The sequence below is a fragment of the Pseudomonas peli genome, assembly GCF_900099645.1.
Lineage (GTDB): Bacteria > Pseudomonadota > Gammaproteobacteria > Pseudomonadales > Pseudomonadaceae > Aquipseudomonas > Aquipseudomonas peli.
Window position 1 is genome coordinate 750,156 of record NZ_FMTL01000002.1, and the last position, 13,069, is coordinate 763,224.

General features: G+C 61.2%; 13 protein-coding genes. 9 read left to right on the forward strand and 4 right to left on the reverse strand.

Annotation, left to right across the window (positions count from 1 at the left end):
- Positions 1-97: 97 nt before the first annotated feature.
- From BLO50_RS12390 to BLO50_RS12400, 3 genes are all read right to left on the reverse strand, one after another.
- Positions 98-1,345, reverse strand: coding sequence for an OmpP1/FadL family transporter (locus BLO50_RS12390; protein WP_090253132.1), 1,248 nt, complete (start codon positions 1,343-1,345; stop codon positions 98-100).
- Between the two features lie 163 nt (positions 1,346-1,508).
- Positions 1,509-1,988: a hypothetical protein gene (locus tag BLO50_RS12395; RefSeq protein WP_090253134.1), complete on the reverse strand. Its 480-nt coding sequence runs from the start codon at positions 1,986-1,988 to the stop codon at positions 1,509-1,511.
- 236 nt (positions 1,989-2,224) lie between these two features.
- A complete protein-coding gene (locus BLO50_RS12400) occupies positions 2,225-3,079 on the reverse strand; it encodes a sulfurtransferase (RefSeq protein ID WP_090253137.1) in 855 nt (284 codons plus the stop codon).
- A 306-nt stretch (positions 3,080-3,385) separates the two neighbouring features.
- On the opposite strand from BLO50_RS12400, the gene BLO50_RS12405 reads away from it, so the two are divergent.
- Positions 3,386-4,069 (forward strand): spermidine synthase, encoded by a 684-nt coding sequence (locus BLO50_RS12405; protein ID WP_090253139.1) that lies wholly within the window; start codon positions 3,386-3,388, stop codon positions 4,067-4,069.
- 203 nt (positions 4,070-4,272) lie between these two features.
- Here BLO50_RS12405 and BLO50_RS12410 read toward each other — a convergent pair whose 3' ends face one another.
- The gene (locus BLO50_RS12410; RefSeq protein WP_090253143.1) at positions 4,273-5,334 is read right to left on the reverse strand and encodes an SMP-30/gluconolactonase/LRE family protein; all 1,062 of its coding nucleotides are present in this window, start codon (positions 5,332-5,334) and stop codon (positions 4,273-4,275) included.
- 157 nt (positions 5,335-5,491) lie between these two features.
- Here BLO50_RS12410 and rnd point away from each other — a divergent pair, with 157 nt between their 5' ends.
- From rnd to BLO50_RS12450, 8 genes are all read left to right on the forward strand, one after another.
- On the forward strand, positions 5,492-6,625 hold the full coding sequence (rnd, locus tag BLO50_RS12415; RefSeq protein ID WP_090253144.1) for a ribonuclease D: 1,134 nt from the start codon (positions 5,492-5,494) through the stop codon (positions 6,623-6,625).
- Positions 6,622-6,915, forward strand: a complete 294-nt coding sequence (locus tag BLO50_RS12420; protein WP_090253148.1) for a YcgL domain-containing protein — start codon at positions 6,622-6,624, stop codon at positions 6,913-6,915. The genes rnd and BLO50_RS12420 overlap by 4 nt, the downstream gene beginning before the upstream one ends.
- Before the next feature lie 29 nt (positions 6,916-6,944).
- On the forward strand, positions 6,945-7,877 hold the full coding sequence (locus tag BLO50_RS12425) for a D-2-hydroxyacid dehydrogenase (RefSeq protein WP_090254105.1): 933 nt from the start codon (positions 6,945-6,947) through the stop codon (positions 7,875-7,877).
- A gap of 233 nt (positions 7,878-8,110) precedes the next feature.
- Positions 8,111-8,560: a YcgN family cysteine cluster protein gene (locus tag BLO50_RS12430; protein ID WP_090253150.1), complete on the forward strand. Its 450-nt coding sequence runs from the start codon at positions 8,111-8,113 to the stop codon at positions 8,558-8,560.
- Between the two features lie 64 nt (positions 8,561-8,624).
- The gene (locus BLO50_RS12435) at positions 8,625-9,851 is read left to right on the forward strand and encodes a hypothetical protein (protein WP_090253152.1); all 1,227 of its coding nucleotides are present in this window, start codon (positions 8,625-8,627) and stop codon (positions 9,849-9,851) included.
- Between the two features lie 18 nt (positions 9,852-9,869).
- Positions 9,870-10,754 carry a LysR substrate-binding domain-containing protein gene (locus BLO50_RS12440; protein ID WP_090253155.1) on the forward strand — a complete coding sequence of 295 codons (885 nt, stop codon included), beginning with the start codon at positions 9,870-9,872 and terminating at the stop codon, positions 10,752-10,754.
- Between the two features lie 100 nt (positions 10,755-10,854).
- Positions 10,855-11,967: an agmatine deiminase gene (gene aguA / locus BLO50_RS12445; RefSeq protein ID WP_090253157.1), complete on the forward strand. Its 1,113-nt coding sequence runs from the start codon at positions 10,855-10,857 to the stop codon at positions 11,965-11,967.
- Between the two features lie 9 nt (positions 11,968-11,976).
- Positions 11,977-13,068 (forward strand): extracellular solute-binding protein, encoded by a 1,092-nt coding sequence (locus BLO50_RS12450; protein WP_090253160.1) that lies wholly within the window; start codon positions 11,977-11,979, stop codon positions 13,066-13,068.
- The last annotated feature ends 1 nt before the right edge of the window (position 13,069 follow it).

A 13,069-nucleotide genomic window follows, 5' to 3' on the forward strand; every position in this document is an offset into this window, starting at 1 on the left:
ACCCGCGGGCAGTCGCTACGCGACGTTAGAACGGTTCCAGACCATTCTTCTTATTGTTGTGTGCGCCGCGCGAGTGTAACCCAAACTGCAGGGTGATTTAGAAGCGGTACGTCACCTGAGCGCCCAGGCCGTGAGCGGTGTTTTTGTAGGTGGCGCTGTAGTCGTCGCGCTCGATGTGCGCGTCGTCTTCCATCAGGTAGGAGTAGGCCAGGTCGATGGTCACGTCATCATTCGGGCTCCAGGCTGTGCCCAGGCTGACGATGGTGCGATCGCCCGTAGGAATACGCGGCGAACGGTCAGTGTTGTTGGTAGGGGACTGGTCCACAGCCAGGCCGGCGCGCAGGGTCCACTGCGCGTTCAGCTTGTAGGCAGCACCAACGGCGTGAGCCCAGGTGTCGTGCCAGTTCTGCGGTTCGCTGATGCTGTTGAGCTTGCCCGCCAGCAAGCCACCCACGCCTTTGTTATTTGCACGAATTTCTTCCAGACGGCTCCAGCGCGTCCAGGTGCTGCCGGCGTAGAGGGTCCAGTCAGCATTCAGCTCATGGGTGACGGAGACATCCACCGACTCCGGAGTGGTCAGCTCCAGTGACGCATCGTAGGTGCCAGCCGAAGTTGCAATAACGCCTGGGCCAGAGACTGTGGTGTCACCCTTCAGGCGGTAGTCCACTTTGGAGTGGTAGGTCAGGCCGAAGCGTGTCTGTGGGGTGATTTCAAACAGTACGCCGAGGTTGTAGCCCAGCGCGGTGTCATCGCCCTTGATTTCGACCTTGCCGTCACTGGCGCCAGGCACTGGGTTATCGATAGCCGAAGTCAGCTCGCCGTCGATGCGGTTGATGGTTGGGCCGAAGCCGATCGACAGTTGCTCGTTGACGCGATAGCTCAACGTCGGCTGCAGGGTAATCACCCGCACCTCACTGCGGTCACCGTGGTAGCGACCCTGGAAGCTGCGCTCATAGTCGGTCACCAGGCCAAAGGGCACGTACAGGCCCAGGCCGAAGCTCCAGTTGTCGTCCAGCGGTTTGACGTAATAGCCCATGGGCGCGCCGATAAACGGCACCATGTCGCCGTCATTGCTGCCGCGGGCAGAGCCGCTGGTGTTGTCGATATCGGTTTTAGCGTGGATCAGGGCAATGCCGCCGCTGACTTGTTCGCGCTTGATGCGTGCCATGCCAGCGGGGTTGCCGAATACGGTGCTGGCATCATCGGCAGACGACGAGCGGCCTGCGAAAGCGGTGCCCATGCTGCTGACGCTTTGTTCATTGATGGCAAAGCCACCGGCAACGCTTTGACTGGTAGCAGAAATGAAGGCAATTGACAGGCAGGTCTTGACGACTCTTTTAGGCACGGAGGACTCCTAGGGTTTAGCGGGAGGCGGAAACTAGCAACTTTCCATGACCCTTGCCAAGCCTTTGAAGTTCCCGAGATAGAGCGGTTTTATGCCTTTATCATGACGCTATTTTCTGCTAACCGCGTGGATGTTGTCAGACAATCTTCTGGCCTGTTTGGCTTCAAGCCACTTGGCTGAGGCTGCCGATGCAGCGTTGCCAGGCGGCGATAAAGTCTTTAGTGCGACCGTGCGGCTTGAACACTCGGCGCCAAACGTGCGCCATACCCAGCAGATCATCAGCGGCTGGCAGCTCGCGGTGCTCAGCTTCGATCAGCATCCAGGCAATCGCTGTGGCATAACGCAGGTTAACGGTCAGTTCCAAGTGCGGCGCCGCGAGGAAGGCATGCTGGCTGGCGAGACCGCGTACTTGGCTGGCGAGGTCCGGATCCAACGCGAGGTGCTGATCCCAGAGCTGTTGATGGCGCAGAGCGGCGATCCGGTAGAGGCCATGACCGTGCTTGTCATCTAAAACAGAGCCAAGCCCGGATTGGCTGGCGGCGGCCCCCAGTAACAAGGCTTCGGCAGCGGTGGAATGGCGGCCCAGGTAAAGCAGGGTCGGGCGGATGACGTACTGGCCTAACTCGCAGGCGGCAATTCCCATATAGCCCTCGGCGAAAAGTGACCGGTGGGGCCGGGGCGCTGGCAGCTTCGACTTATTCTGATAAAGGCCCCACCGGGAGCGGGGTTAGCCGCTCAAGTTGAAGTGTAGTGCGACCTTTTTACTGTAAAGGGCTGTTTTTAAATTGTTTTCGGCTTTCGGTTATTGCCTATATTCCAGTTGGTGCTTAAGCACTGCTGGCGAGCATGAGTCGCGCGGCCAGCCAGCCTGAACTGAAATCAGTCGCCAGTGGCTACTGGGCGAGCAGGGTCAGTGATCCATTCGCTCCAGGAACCGGCATACAGCGGCGCCAGCGGGTAGCCGGCCAGGCACAGGGCAAACAGGTTATGGCAGGCTGTCACACCAGAACCGCAGTAGGCCACCAGTTCACTGGCCGGGCGCTCACCGAGTTGTGATGCAAAGCGCTGGCTTAGCTGCTCTGCGCTGAGGAAGTGCCCGTCGCTGTCGAGGTTGTCCGTGAACGCCGCGCACTGCGCGCCGGGGATATGCCCTGCGACCGGGTCGATCGGTTCGACTTCGCCCCTGAAGCGCGGCAGGCCACGTGCATCCAGCAGTGTCATTTGCTGATCGCCCAAGCGCTGCTGCAGTTGGGCGGCGCTGACCACCAAGTGGGTGTCCGCTTTGCCACTGAATGCCCCTGGCGTTGGCTTAGGTAGGTCCTGGGTCAAGGCGCCGCCTGCTTCGCGCCAGGCCTTGAGGCCGCCATCAAGCAGGTAAACGCCCTCACGTTTGCCTAACCACGCCAGCAGCCACCAGGCACGTGCCGCAAAGGCGCCCGGACCGTCGTCGTAAAGCACCACTTCGCTGTGGTTGTTCAGGCCCCATTCGCGCAGGCGCTGCAGCAGTTGCGCCGGTTCTGGCAGGGGATGACGGCCGGTGATGCCTTTGTGGATCGGCCCGGACAGATCACGCTCTAGATCGGCAAACTGCGCGCCGGGAATATGCCCTTCGCCATAGCTGCGTTGGCCGTAAGTCAGATCCTCCAGGGCAAAACGGCAATCGAGAATCAGCAGGTCGGGCTCATCAAGGCGTTGCTGCAGCTGTGCGGCACTGATCAGTTGGGAGAGGGGCATACAGTCATCATGTGGGTAAATAAGAACCTGCTCACGATCTGCTGCGCGTCGGCCCTGCGGCGTTAAAAACAGGCTCGGAATGCTCATGTACAAAAGTACACTCCGCTTCCTCGCCTGTTTTTGCCTTGCATAACTCTAGCTCGCGAGATCCTGAACAGATTCTAGGGCAGGCGGCATCATAAACCCTGGCGTTGAGCTGTCGAGACGCCGCGCATAGAAGAATTTCTGCCGACAGGGCGCTGCATCTTTGTCGGTTTATGGGCATGCTGCATGCCCGTTTTGTTCTGACCCAGGTTGCCGTACCCCATGAAGCGTTTTGTATTGCTCGATACCGCCCCGATTCCCGATGGCTCCGGTGCGCTGTGCCTGTTCGAGTACGGTGAGGACTTTGTGATCAAGATTGCCGGCGGCGATGGCGGTCAGCTGATGAATACGCGCATGCATGGCTCTGAAGATGCCCTGGCGGCGATTCCCTGCAAGAAGGTCGCCGGCCGGTCGGATTCGCGGGTGCTGATCGGCGGTCTGGGCATGGGTTTTACCCTGGCGGCTGCGTTGCAGAACCTGGGCAAGACCGCCGAGGTGGAAGTGGCCGAGCTGGTGCCTGGGGTGGTGGAATGGAACCGCGGCCCGCTGGGCGCTAAGGCTGGTTATCCCATCCTCGATCCGCGTACCCGGGTGATTCAGGACGACGTGGCTAATTGCCTGAAGAGCGCCGATCAGCGTTATGACGCGATCATGCTGGATGTCGACAACGGCCCCGAAGGTCTGACCCAGAAGCGCAATAGCTGGCTGTATTCCGCCCAGGGCCTGCAGCGCTGCTACCAGGCGCTGCGCAACAAGGGCGTGCTGGCGGTGTGGTCGGCGAGTGCCGACCGGGTATTCAGCGACAAGGTGCGCAAGGCCGGCTTTAAGGTCGAAGAAGTGCAGGTCTACGCCCATGGCAACAAGGGCACTCGGCACACTATCTGGATCGCGGAAAAGATCAAATAGGTAAATCGCGAACATTAAAAAGCCCGCGCAGCTAAGCAGTTGCGCGGGCTTTTTTACGAGCTTAGAACCTATTCAACGCCTCGCGAGCTAGAGCCATGCAAGGCAAAAACAGGCGAGGAAGCGGAGTGTACGAGTTGTACATGAGCATCCGAGCCTGTTTTTAACGCAGCAGGGCCGACGCGCAGCAGGCGTTGGGCAGGTTCTTAGCGGATTTTCAGCTTACCGATCCGATCATTATCCAGGCTGCCAAAGTACAGGTAGTCGCCCACCGGTTTGACCGAGGTGATCATGCGCAGGTGGGTGCCGCTGGTGTCGTGCAGGCTCTGGGTGATTTCGCCTTGTTCATTGAGGGCGATGGCAAAGCCGTAAGGCACGGCCTTGGGCCAGAAGGCGCGTGGCAGTTTGGCTAACTGTGATTTCGCCCAGGGCGAGCGGTGCAGCATGTCGGCGTCGGCTTTGCGTGGGGTTGGCAGGGCCACCCAGAAGGTGCCATTGCGGTCGCCCTGCAGGTTGTCTGGCAGGCCCGGCAGGTTGTCGATAAAGATGTCGTGGGTGCCGGCCTTCTCGCCGCTCAGCCAGTAACGGGTGATGCGGTAGCGGTAGGTTTCGTTAACCAGCACGAAGTCTTCATTGGCCGACAGCGCCACGCCGTTGGCGAAGTACAGGTCCTTGAGCAACACCTTGGTTTCGCCAGTAGCCGGGTTGTAGCTGAGCAGGCGGCCGTGTGGGCGGGCTTCGAGCAGGTCGAGCAGATAGTCGGGCTGTTCGAAACGCTGGCTGGCATCGCTGAAGTAGATGGTGCCGTCGCGAGCGATATCCAGATCGTCGGTGAACTTGAAGGCTACGCCTTCGGCTTCGGTGGTCAGTACCTTGATCTGGCCCTGGGCGTCGATGCTCAGCAAGCCCTTGTAGGCGTCGGCGACGATCAGGTTGCCGGCGGCGTCAAAGTCCATACCCAGTGGGCGGCCCTTGGTGTCGACAAAGGTTTCCACGCTGCCATCGGCCTTGATCCGCACTATCTTGCCGTCATGCAGGCCGGAGTACACCAGGCCCTGGGCATCCACGGCGGTGTCTTCCGGGCCATGCACCTGGCCGCGGCCGAGCAGTTCGGCCTTCATCAGCGTGTCGTTGGGTTCCAGTACGCCGGTCATCGGCGGGATGGCCGGGGCTTCCCAGGCCAGTGGATCAATCGGGCTGGGTGTGACGGCGAGGTAGATCGCCGCCGCAGCAATCAAGGCCACAAGCAGGCCAAGCAGTTTCTTCATTGTTTTTATTCCCTGTGATGAAGGTAAGCAGATGCAAGCGCCGGCCAGATTACAGGGTTCATTCGCATCTGTGATGCCCCGGGGGTAAATGGCCGGCAAATGCCCGGCACAGTGCCTGGGCATATATACTGCGCGGCATTCTTGATGGGAGAGCTGTGTGGCGATTGATATTCAGTGGATTGGTGATAACGCCAGCCTGGCGCAGCATTGTGCAACCTGGCGCACGCTGGCGTTTGTGGCGGTTGATACCGAGTTTATGCGGGTCGACACCTTTTACCCGATTGCCGGCCTGCTGCAGGTCAGCGAGGGCGAGCGGGCTTACCTGATCGATCCACTGCTGATAAGCGACTGGGCGCCCTTTGCCGATCTGTTGCAGGACCCTGCCGTGGTCAAGGTGCTGCATGCCTGCAGCGAGGACCTGGAAGTCTTTCTGCGCCTGACCGGCAGCCTGCCTACGCCGCTGTTCGACACCCAACTGGCGGCTGGCTACCTCAACTTGGGTTTCTCCATGGGCTATTCGCGCCTGGTGCAGGCGGTGCTGAATATCGAACTGCCCAAGGGCGAGACCCGCTCTGACTGGCTGCAGCGGCCGTTGTCGGCCACTCAGGTCAGCTATGCGGCCGAAGACGTGCTGCACCTCGCCGAGGTGTATGCGCATCTCAAGGCGCAGCTGTCTGCCGAGAAATACGCCTGGGTGCTGGAAGATGGCGCCGAGCTGGTCAGCAACCTCAAGCGCGAAGTCGATCCCGAGCTGGCCTACCGCGAAGCCAAGCTGGCCTGGAAACTCAACCGGCAGCAGTTAGCCGTGCTGAAAGCGCTGTGCACCTGGCGTGAAGAGCAGGCGCGCAAACGCAACCAGCCGCGTAACCGGATTATCCGTGAGCATTCGTTGTGGCCACTGGCGCGCACCCAGCCGGATAACCTGGTGGCGCTTGCGCGGATCGAGGACATGCACCCGAAAACTGTGCGTCAGGACGGCGACTTTATTCTGCAATTGATCCAGCAAGCCGCCGCAACCCCGCCTGAGATGTGGCCCGAAGCGTTGCCTGAGCCCTTGCCGCTTGAGGCCGCGTCGCTGCTGAAAAAGCTGCGTGCCATTGGTCAACGTGAAGGCGAGCGCCTGAACATCGCCCCGGAGCTGATGTTGCGCAAGAAAACCCTCGAAGCCTTGCTGAAAACCGGCTATCCCAAAGGGCCTTATCAGCTGCCGGAGTCGCTGCGCGGCTGGCGGCGTGAATTGATGGGTCAGGCGCTGCTTGATTGCCTGGCTGCAACCGGAGAGTCCGCGTGAAACGTATCTGCTCAATCTATAAAAGCCCGCGCAAGAATGAGATGTACCTCTATGTGCTGCGCAGCGATGGCCTCAAGCGCGTGCCGGAAAACCTGCTGCTGGCTTTCGGCCCTCCAGCCCTGGCCTTTGAGATGGTGCTGACGCCTGAGCGCGTTCTGGCCCGCGAAGACATCCACAAGGTGCTGGCCAACCTCGACGAGCAGGGCTACCACCTGCAGATGCCGCCGCCGGAAGACGAATATATCGAGCATCTGCCCGATGAGTTGTTGCGCCGTAACGACCCAATGTAACCGCCATGCCCGCCACTGCGAATGCCCCACTGCGTGTATTGATTGCCGAAGCCGAACACGGCCTGTATGCCGAGTTGCTGCGCCAGCAGGCACCTGAGCTTGAGTTGTGCAGCAGTGATCAGCCGGCCGAGTTGGCCGAATACGCCGCGAGCTGCCCGCTATGGCTGGGCCAGCCGGATCTGCTCTTGCCTTTGCTGCGTCAGGGCAGCAGGCCGCAGTGGCTGCAATCGACCTGGGCGGGCATCACGCCGCTGCTCGCCAAGGACTTGCCAACGGATTACGCGTTAACCCGTGCCGTGGGCATCTTTGGGCAGGTGATGGCCGAGTATGTGCTGTGCCATCTGCTAGCCCATGAGCGCCAACTGTTTGCTGCACTGGCCTCTCAGGTTGAGCAGCGCTGGGACAATCGTCTGCCGCGCAGCCTGGTCGGGCGCAAGGTGCTGATCGTCGGCAGCGGTGATATCGGCCTGAGCGTGGCGCAGTTTCTGGCGCCGTTCGGTATCGAGCTACTGGGCATCGCCAGCAGTCCGCGCAATCTGCCGCCGTTCCGTCAGGTGGTCGGGCTCGACGAGCTGCCGCGCCTGGTGGGTGAGGCCGATTACCTGATCAACCTGCTGCCGGATACACCGAATACTCGCGATATTTATGACGTCGCGCTGTTCGCCGCCTGCAAGCCCAGCGCGCTATTTATCAATGCCGGGCGCGGTGTCGCGGTGGTCGATCATGCGCTGGTGAATGCGTTGAAACAGGGGCAACTGGCCGGCGCGGTGATTGATGTGTGCCGTGAGGAGCCTTTGCCCGCTGGCCATCCATTCTGGGATGCGCCGCGTCTGCTGCTTACCGGACATAGCTCGGCGCCGACTGATCCTCATCTATTGGTGAAGTTGTTTGTCGATAACCTGGCGCGCTGGAAGGCCGGTCATGCACTGCGCGGGCACGTGGACTTTGTTCGTGGTTATTGAAGTTTCTAGAATCTGTTTACGATCTCGCGAGCTAGAGTCATGCAAGGCAAAAACAGGCGAGGAAGCGGAGTGTACTTTTGTACATGAGCATTCCGAGCCTGTTTTTAACGCCGCAGGGCCGACGCGCAGCAGATCGTAAATAGGTTCTCAGGACCATTCGGCTCGCCGCCCTTGGCCGCTGTTGCCCCAGCCGCTAGACTGCCGGCCTTTTCACCCCTCACCGTACCCTCGCCATGGCCGCCAAAGTCGAACCCTTCTGGAAACGTAAAACCCTCGAACAGCTGGATCAGGACGAGTGGGAATCGCTGTGCGATGGCTGCGGCCTGTGCTGCCTGCAAAAACTCGAGGATGAGGACGATGGCAGCGTGTATTACACGCGCATCGCCTGCAAACTGCTGGATCTGAAGACCTGCCGCTGCACCGACTACAGCAACCGGCGCAAATTCGTTGCGGACTGCATCCAGCTCACCCCGGCCCAGGCTGACCAGTTCCAGTGGCTGCCGCCGACCTGCGCCTATCGCTTAGTTAGCGAAGGCAAGGATCTGCTGCTGTGGCACCACCTGGTCTGCGGCGACCCGGAGCAGGTGCACAAACAGCGGATTTCCCAGGCTGGGCGCATGCTCAGCGAGAACAGCGTGGCCGAGGACGAGTGGGAAGACCACATGATTTTCCGCGCTGGCTGAACCTCGCCGGTAAATGTCAGCCTAAACTCGCCTGAATCAATGATTTGCACTGTGGAGCTTTGCCATGTTGATGCGCCGTTTGCTGCTGTCCGTTGTTCTGCTGAGCCTGAGCACGCCACTCTGGGCAAAGAAGGTCGATCTGGATTATCGCGTGCGCTTTCTGCCAGACACTGAGCAGGCCGAGGTCAGCCTGACCTTGGAAGACGGCGCGCAGGTGATCAGTCTGGCCTTCAACCTTGGTGAGCAGGGTGCCTACAGCGATTTCAAGGCCGATGGCCAGTGGACGCAAAACAGCCCTGAGGTGGGCACCTGGCAGCCGGGAAAAGGCAAGTCGACCCTGAGCTACCGTGTGCGCATCAATAACGAGCGCAGCCCGGATCGGTTTGATGCGCGGATCACCCCGGACTGGGCGTTGCTGCGGGGCGATGACCTGGTGCCGGCGGTCAAGCTGCGCCAGGAAGATAAAACCGAGCTGGTCTCGCGCCTGCAATTCGACCTGCCCAAGGGCTGGAAGAGCGTCGAAACCGGCTGGCCGCGCATCGGCAAGAACAAATTCCGCATCGACAACCCTCAGCGCAAGTTCGATCGCCCGACTGGCTGGATGGTGGCCGGTAAGGTCGGCACGCGCCGCGCCAAATTGGGTGAAACCGATGTAGCTATCGCCGCGCCAGTGGGCGAGGGCATGCGCCGCATGGAAGTTATGACCCTGCTGACCTTTATCTGGCCGCATGCTCAGGACGTGTTCCCGCGCGACCCGGCCAAATTGCTGATTGTCGGCGCCGGTGACCCGATGTGGCGCGGTGGCCTGTCGGCAGCCAACTCCTACTACATGCACACGGACCGTCCATTGGTCAGTGAGAACGGCACCAGTTCTCTGGTGCATGAGCTGGTGCATGTGTTCAGCCGGATTCGCGCCCGTGATCGCAGTGACTGGATCACCGAAGGCCTGGCGGAGTATTACGCCATTGAGCTGATGCGCCGCGCCGGCGGCCTCAGCGAGGAGCGTTATCAGAAAATCCGCGAGCAGCTGATTCGCTGGAGCAAGCCGGTGGACAGCCTGCGCACCAACAACTCCAGCGGCCCGGTCACCGCCCGCGCGGTGTTGCTGCTGCAGGAACTGGATCGGGAAATCCGCCAGGCCACCAAAGGCACCACCCAGCCACGTTCGCTGGATGACGTGACCCGCGGCCTGATGCGCCTCGACAAAGCCAGTACCAAAGACTTTATCGAGATCAGCGAGAACGTCATGGGTAGCGCCTCGAAGACGCTGGACAACAAGCTGTTGCGCTAGCCCACGCCCTGAGTAAGCATGCGCAGCCTACCGTCCCTCACCGCCTTGCGCACCTTCGAGTGCGCCGCCCGGCACTCCCACTTCGGCCGGGCGGCGGCCGAGCTGTGCGTTACTGACAGCGCAGTCAGCCATCAGATTCGCCAGCTGGAAGAACAACTCGGCACGCCGCTGTTTACCCGCGAAGGTCGCCAAGTCGTACCGACGCCAGCCGCACGGCGTTTGCTGCAGCGCTTGCAGCAGGCTTTCGAACTGATCGGTGAGGCTTGTGACGAGCTGCGCGACCCCGGCTCGCAGGCGGTGCTGCGTATCGCGGTAACGCCCGAGTTGGCGCAGAAGTGGCTGGTCAGCCGGCTGGCCGACTTCAGCGATCGCTATCCGCAGATCACCCTGCATCTGCACGAACAGCCGCTGGAAGCCAGCCTGCCGAGCCCGGATATCGATCTGGCGATTACCTACGGCACCGGTCCCGAGGATGCCAGTGCCTACTTCGTGCGACCGCTGCCTACCCTGCAGTTCTTTCCGGTGTGCAGCCCCAGCCTGTTCAACCAGGGCGGGCTCAAGCATCCGCGTGACCTGGCCCGCCATGGTCTGCTGCACGATGATCAGGACGGCAAGACCTGGACCGCCTGGCTGACCACTCATGCCGGCGATATCCAGCCGGCGCGTCATCTTTACCTGGGACATGCAGGCCTGGCGCTGGAAGCTGCGGCGCAAGGGCAGGGCGTGGCCATGGGCGACAACCTCACCGCCGCCGAAGACCTGGCCAGCGGCCGTCTGGTGCGGCCGTTCAACGCCAGTGTGGCGGCGCTGGGGCAGTATGCGCTGGTCTGTGAACGCATCCGTTTGGAGAGGCCTGCGGTGGCGCACTTCTTAGATTGGCTGGGGGATCACCTGGCTGACTGATGAATTGAATTCAGCTATTCCGCAATAATCGTCGTTGGAACCTCGGTCAAAGCGCCGCGTACTGTGTGGCCATCTTCCCCACAGGCATAAGGTGCATCCGATGGCGCGTTCCCTGACTTCTCTCCCCAAAGCCGATGGCTTCCGTCTGCCCGGCGAATTCGAACCCAAGGCCGGCTGCTGGCTGGGTTGGCCGGAACGCACGGACGTGTGGCGCAACGGTGCCAAGCCGGCGCAGAAGGTCTGGGTGGATATCGTCACGGCGATTGCCAGCAGCGAGCCGGTCACCGTGTGCGCCTCTGCCAGCCAGTACGCCAACGCCCGGCGCCAGCTGCCGGCCCATGTGCGGGTGGTGGAGATGACCTGCAACGACACCTGGTTCCGCGACAGCGGCCCGGCCTTTCTGGTCAATGACGACAGCGGTGAAGTGCGCGGCGTGGATTTCGAGTTCAACGCCTATGGCGGCCTCGACGGCGGTTTGTACTACCCCTGGGACAAGGACGACCAGATCGCGCAGAAAATCCTCGAGATCGAAGGCTATGACCGCTACCGCGCACCCTTTATTGCCGAAATGGGCGGCATCCAGACCGATGGCCAGCGCACTCTGCTGACCACCGAGCAGTGCCTGCTTAACCGCAACCGTAATGCGCATCTGGGTAAGGAGGAGATGACTCGCCGACTCAGCGATTACCTCGGCGCCGAGCAGGTGATCTGGCTGCCGCGCGGCTGCAAGTTCGATGAAACAGACGGCCATATCGACGACCTGGCCTGCTTCGTCCGCCCTGGCGTGGTGGTGCAGCAGTGGACCGACGACCGTAACGATCCGCAGTGGGAAATCTACCAGGAGGCCCACGACATCCTGCGCAGCACCCGCGACGCTCGTGGCCGAGCGCTGGAAGTGCACAAGCTGCCGCAACCGCGCGTGCTGGAGTGGACGGCGGAAGAGGCCGAAGGCCTGGATCAGGATGACGCCACCCACACCCGTCAGGCCGGCACGCAGATCTGCGCCTCCTATATCAACTATTACGCCGGCAACTCGGCCATCGTCGTGCCGCTGTTCAATGATCCCTGCGACCGTGTGGCTCAGGCCACTCTGGCCGAGCTGTTCCCCAAGCACCGGATTATCGGCATCGAGAACTCCCGGGAAATTCTGCTCGGTGGCGGCAACGTCGCCTGCATCACCATGCCGCAATACGCTGCGCCCAAACGCGCCTAGGAGGCTCTGATGAAACTGCATACCAGTCTGTTGGCCTTGAGCCTGGCCGTGAGCGCGCAAGTGCTGGCGGCCGAAACGCCGAAGCAGGTCAATCTGTTTATCTGGGGCGAGTACCTGGCGCCAGACACCTTGAGCAGTTTCGAGGAGAAAACCGGGATCAAGGTGGTGGTCGATCATTTCGACTCGCTGGAAACCGTGGAAACCAAGCTGCTTACCGGACGCAGCGGTTATGACCTGGTGCTGACGGCCGGTCAGCATCTGCAGCGGGCAATCCAGAGTGGGGCGTTGCAGCCGCTAAACAAGGCCGCGCTGCCGCATTTCAGTGGGCTAGACAGCGAGTTCACCGGGCATATGGCTGCGTTCGATCCGGGCAACCGTTACGCCGGCCTGTACGTCTGGGGCACCACAGGCTTTGGCTATCAGCAGCAGGCCATTGCCAAGCGTATGGCCGATGCACCCACTGACAGCTGGGCGATGTTGCTCGATCCGCAGGTGGTGGCGAAGTTTGCCGACTGCGGGGTGAGCTTTCTCAATGACCCCAATGAGGTGTTTTCCGCCGCGTTCCGTTACCTGGGCCTGGATATCAACAAGCAGAGCCTGGACGACCTGAAACTGGCCGAAGCCCATCTGGCCAAGGTGCGGCCGTCGATTCGCTACTTCGACAACGACCGCAATATCACTGACCTGGCCAACGGTGATACCTGCCTGGCGATGTCATGGAACGGCAACGTCTCGATCGCTGCCGGTCAGGCGCAGCAGGCGGGTAAGCCTTACAGCCTGCACTACAGCATCCCGCGTGAAGGCACGCTGATCTGGTTCGATGCGATGGTCATTCCCAAGGACGCACCGCACCCTGAGGCCGGATTGGCATTGATGGACCACCTGATGACGCCAGAGGTGATTGGCGCGATCACTAATAGCATCTACTACGCCAACGCGGTACCAGCGGCCAATGCCACGGTCGATCCAGCCATCCTCGCTGACCCCGGCACCTATCCACCGGCCGCTGTGCGCGCGCAGCTGTACACCAAGAACGACAACGCCAAGGCGTTCAACCGCGCATTAACTCGCGCCTTTAGCCGGCTCAAGTCGGGCTTGTAGC

Bases quoted from the DNA above. Each gene is read 5' to 3' on its own strand.
- BLO50_RS12400 (WP_090253137.1), bottom strand. From the start codon at position 3,079: ATGCCCCTCTCCCAACTGATCAGTGCCGCACAGCTGCAGCAACGCCTT.
- BLO50_RS12435 (WP_090253152.1), top strand. From the start codon at position 8,625: ATGTTGATGCGCCGTTTGCTGCTGTCCGTTGTTCTGCTGAGCCTGAGC.
- BLO50_RS12395 (WP_090253134.1), bottom strand. From the start codon at position 1,988: ATGGGAATTGCCGCCTGCGAGTTAGGCCAGTACGTCATCCGCCCGACC.
- BLO50_RS12410 (WP_090253143.1), bottom strand. From the start codon at position 5,334: ATGAAGAAACTGCTTGGCCTGCTTGTGGCCTTGATTGCTGCGGCGGCG.
- BLO50_RS12430 (WP_090253150.1), top strand. From the start codon at position 8,111: ATGGCCGCCAAAGTCGAACCCTTCTGGAAACGTAAAACCCTCGAACAG.
- BLO50_RS12450 (WP_090253160.1), top strand. From the start codon at position 11,977: ATGAAACTGCATACCAGTCTGTTGGCCTTGAGCCTGGCCGTGAGCGCG.
- BLO50_RS12405 (WP_090253139.1), top strand. From the start codon at position 3,386: ATGAAGCGTTTTGTATTGCTCGATACCGCCCCGATTCCCGATGGCTCC.
- aguA (WP_090253157.1), top strand. From the start codon at position 10,855: ATGGCGCGTTCCCTGACTTCTCTCCCCAAAGCCGATGGCTTCCGTCTG.
- BLO50_RS12440 (WP_090253155.1), top strand. From the start codon at position 9,870: ATGCGCAGCCTACCGTCCCTCACCGCCTTGCGCACCTTCGAGTGCGCC.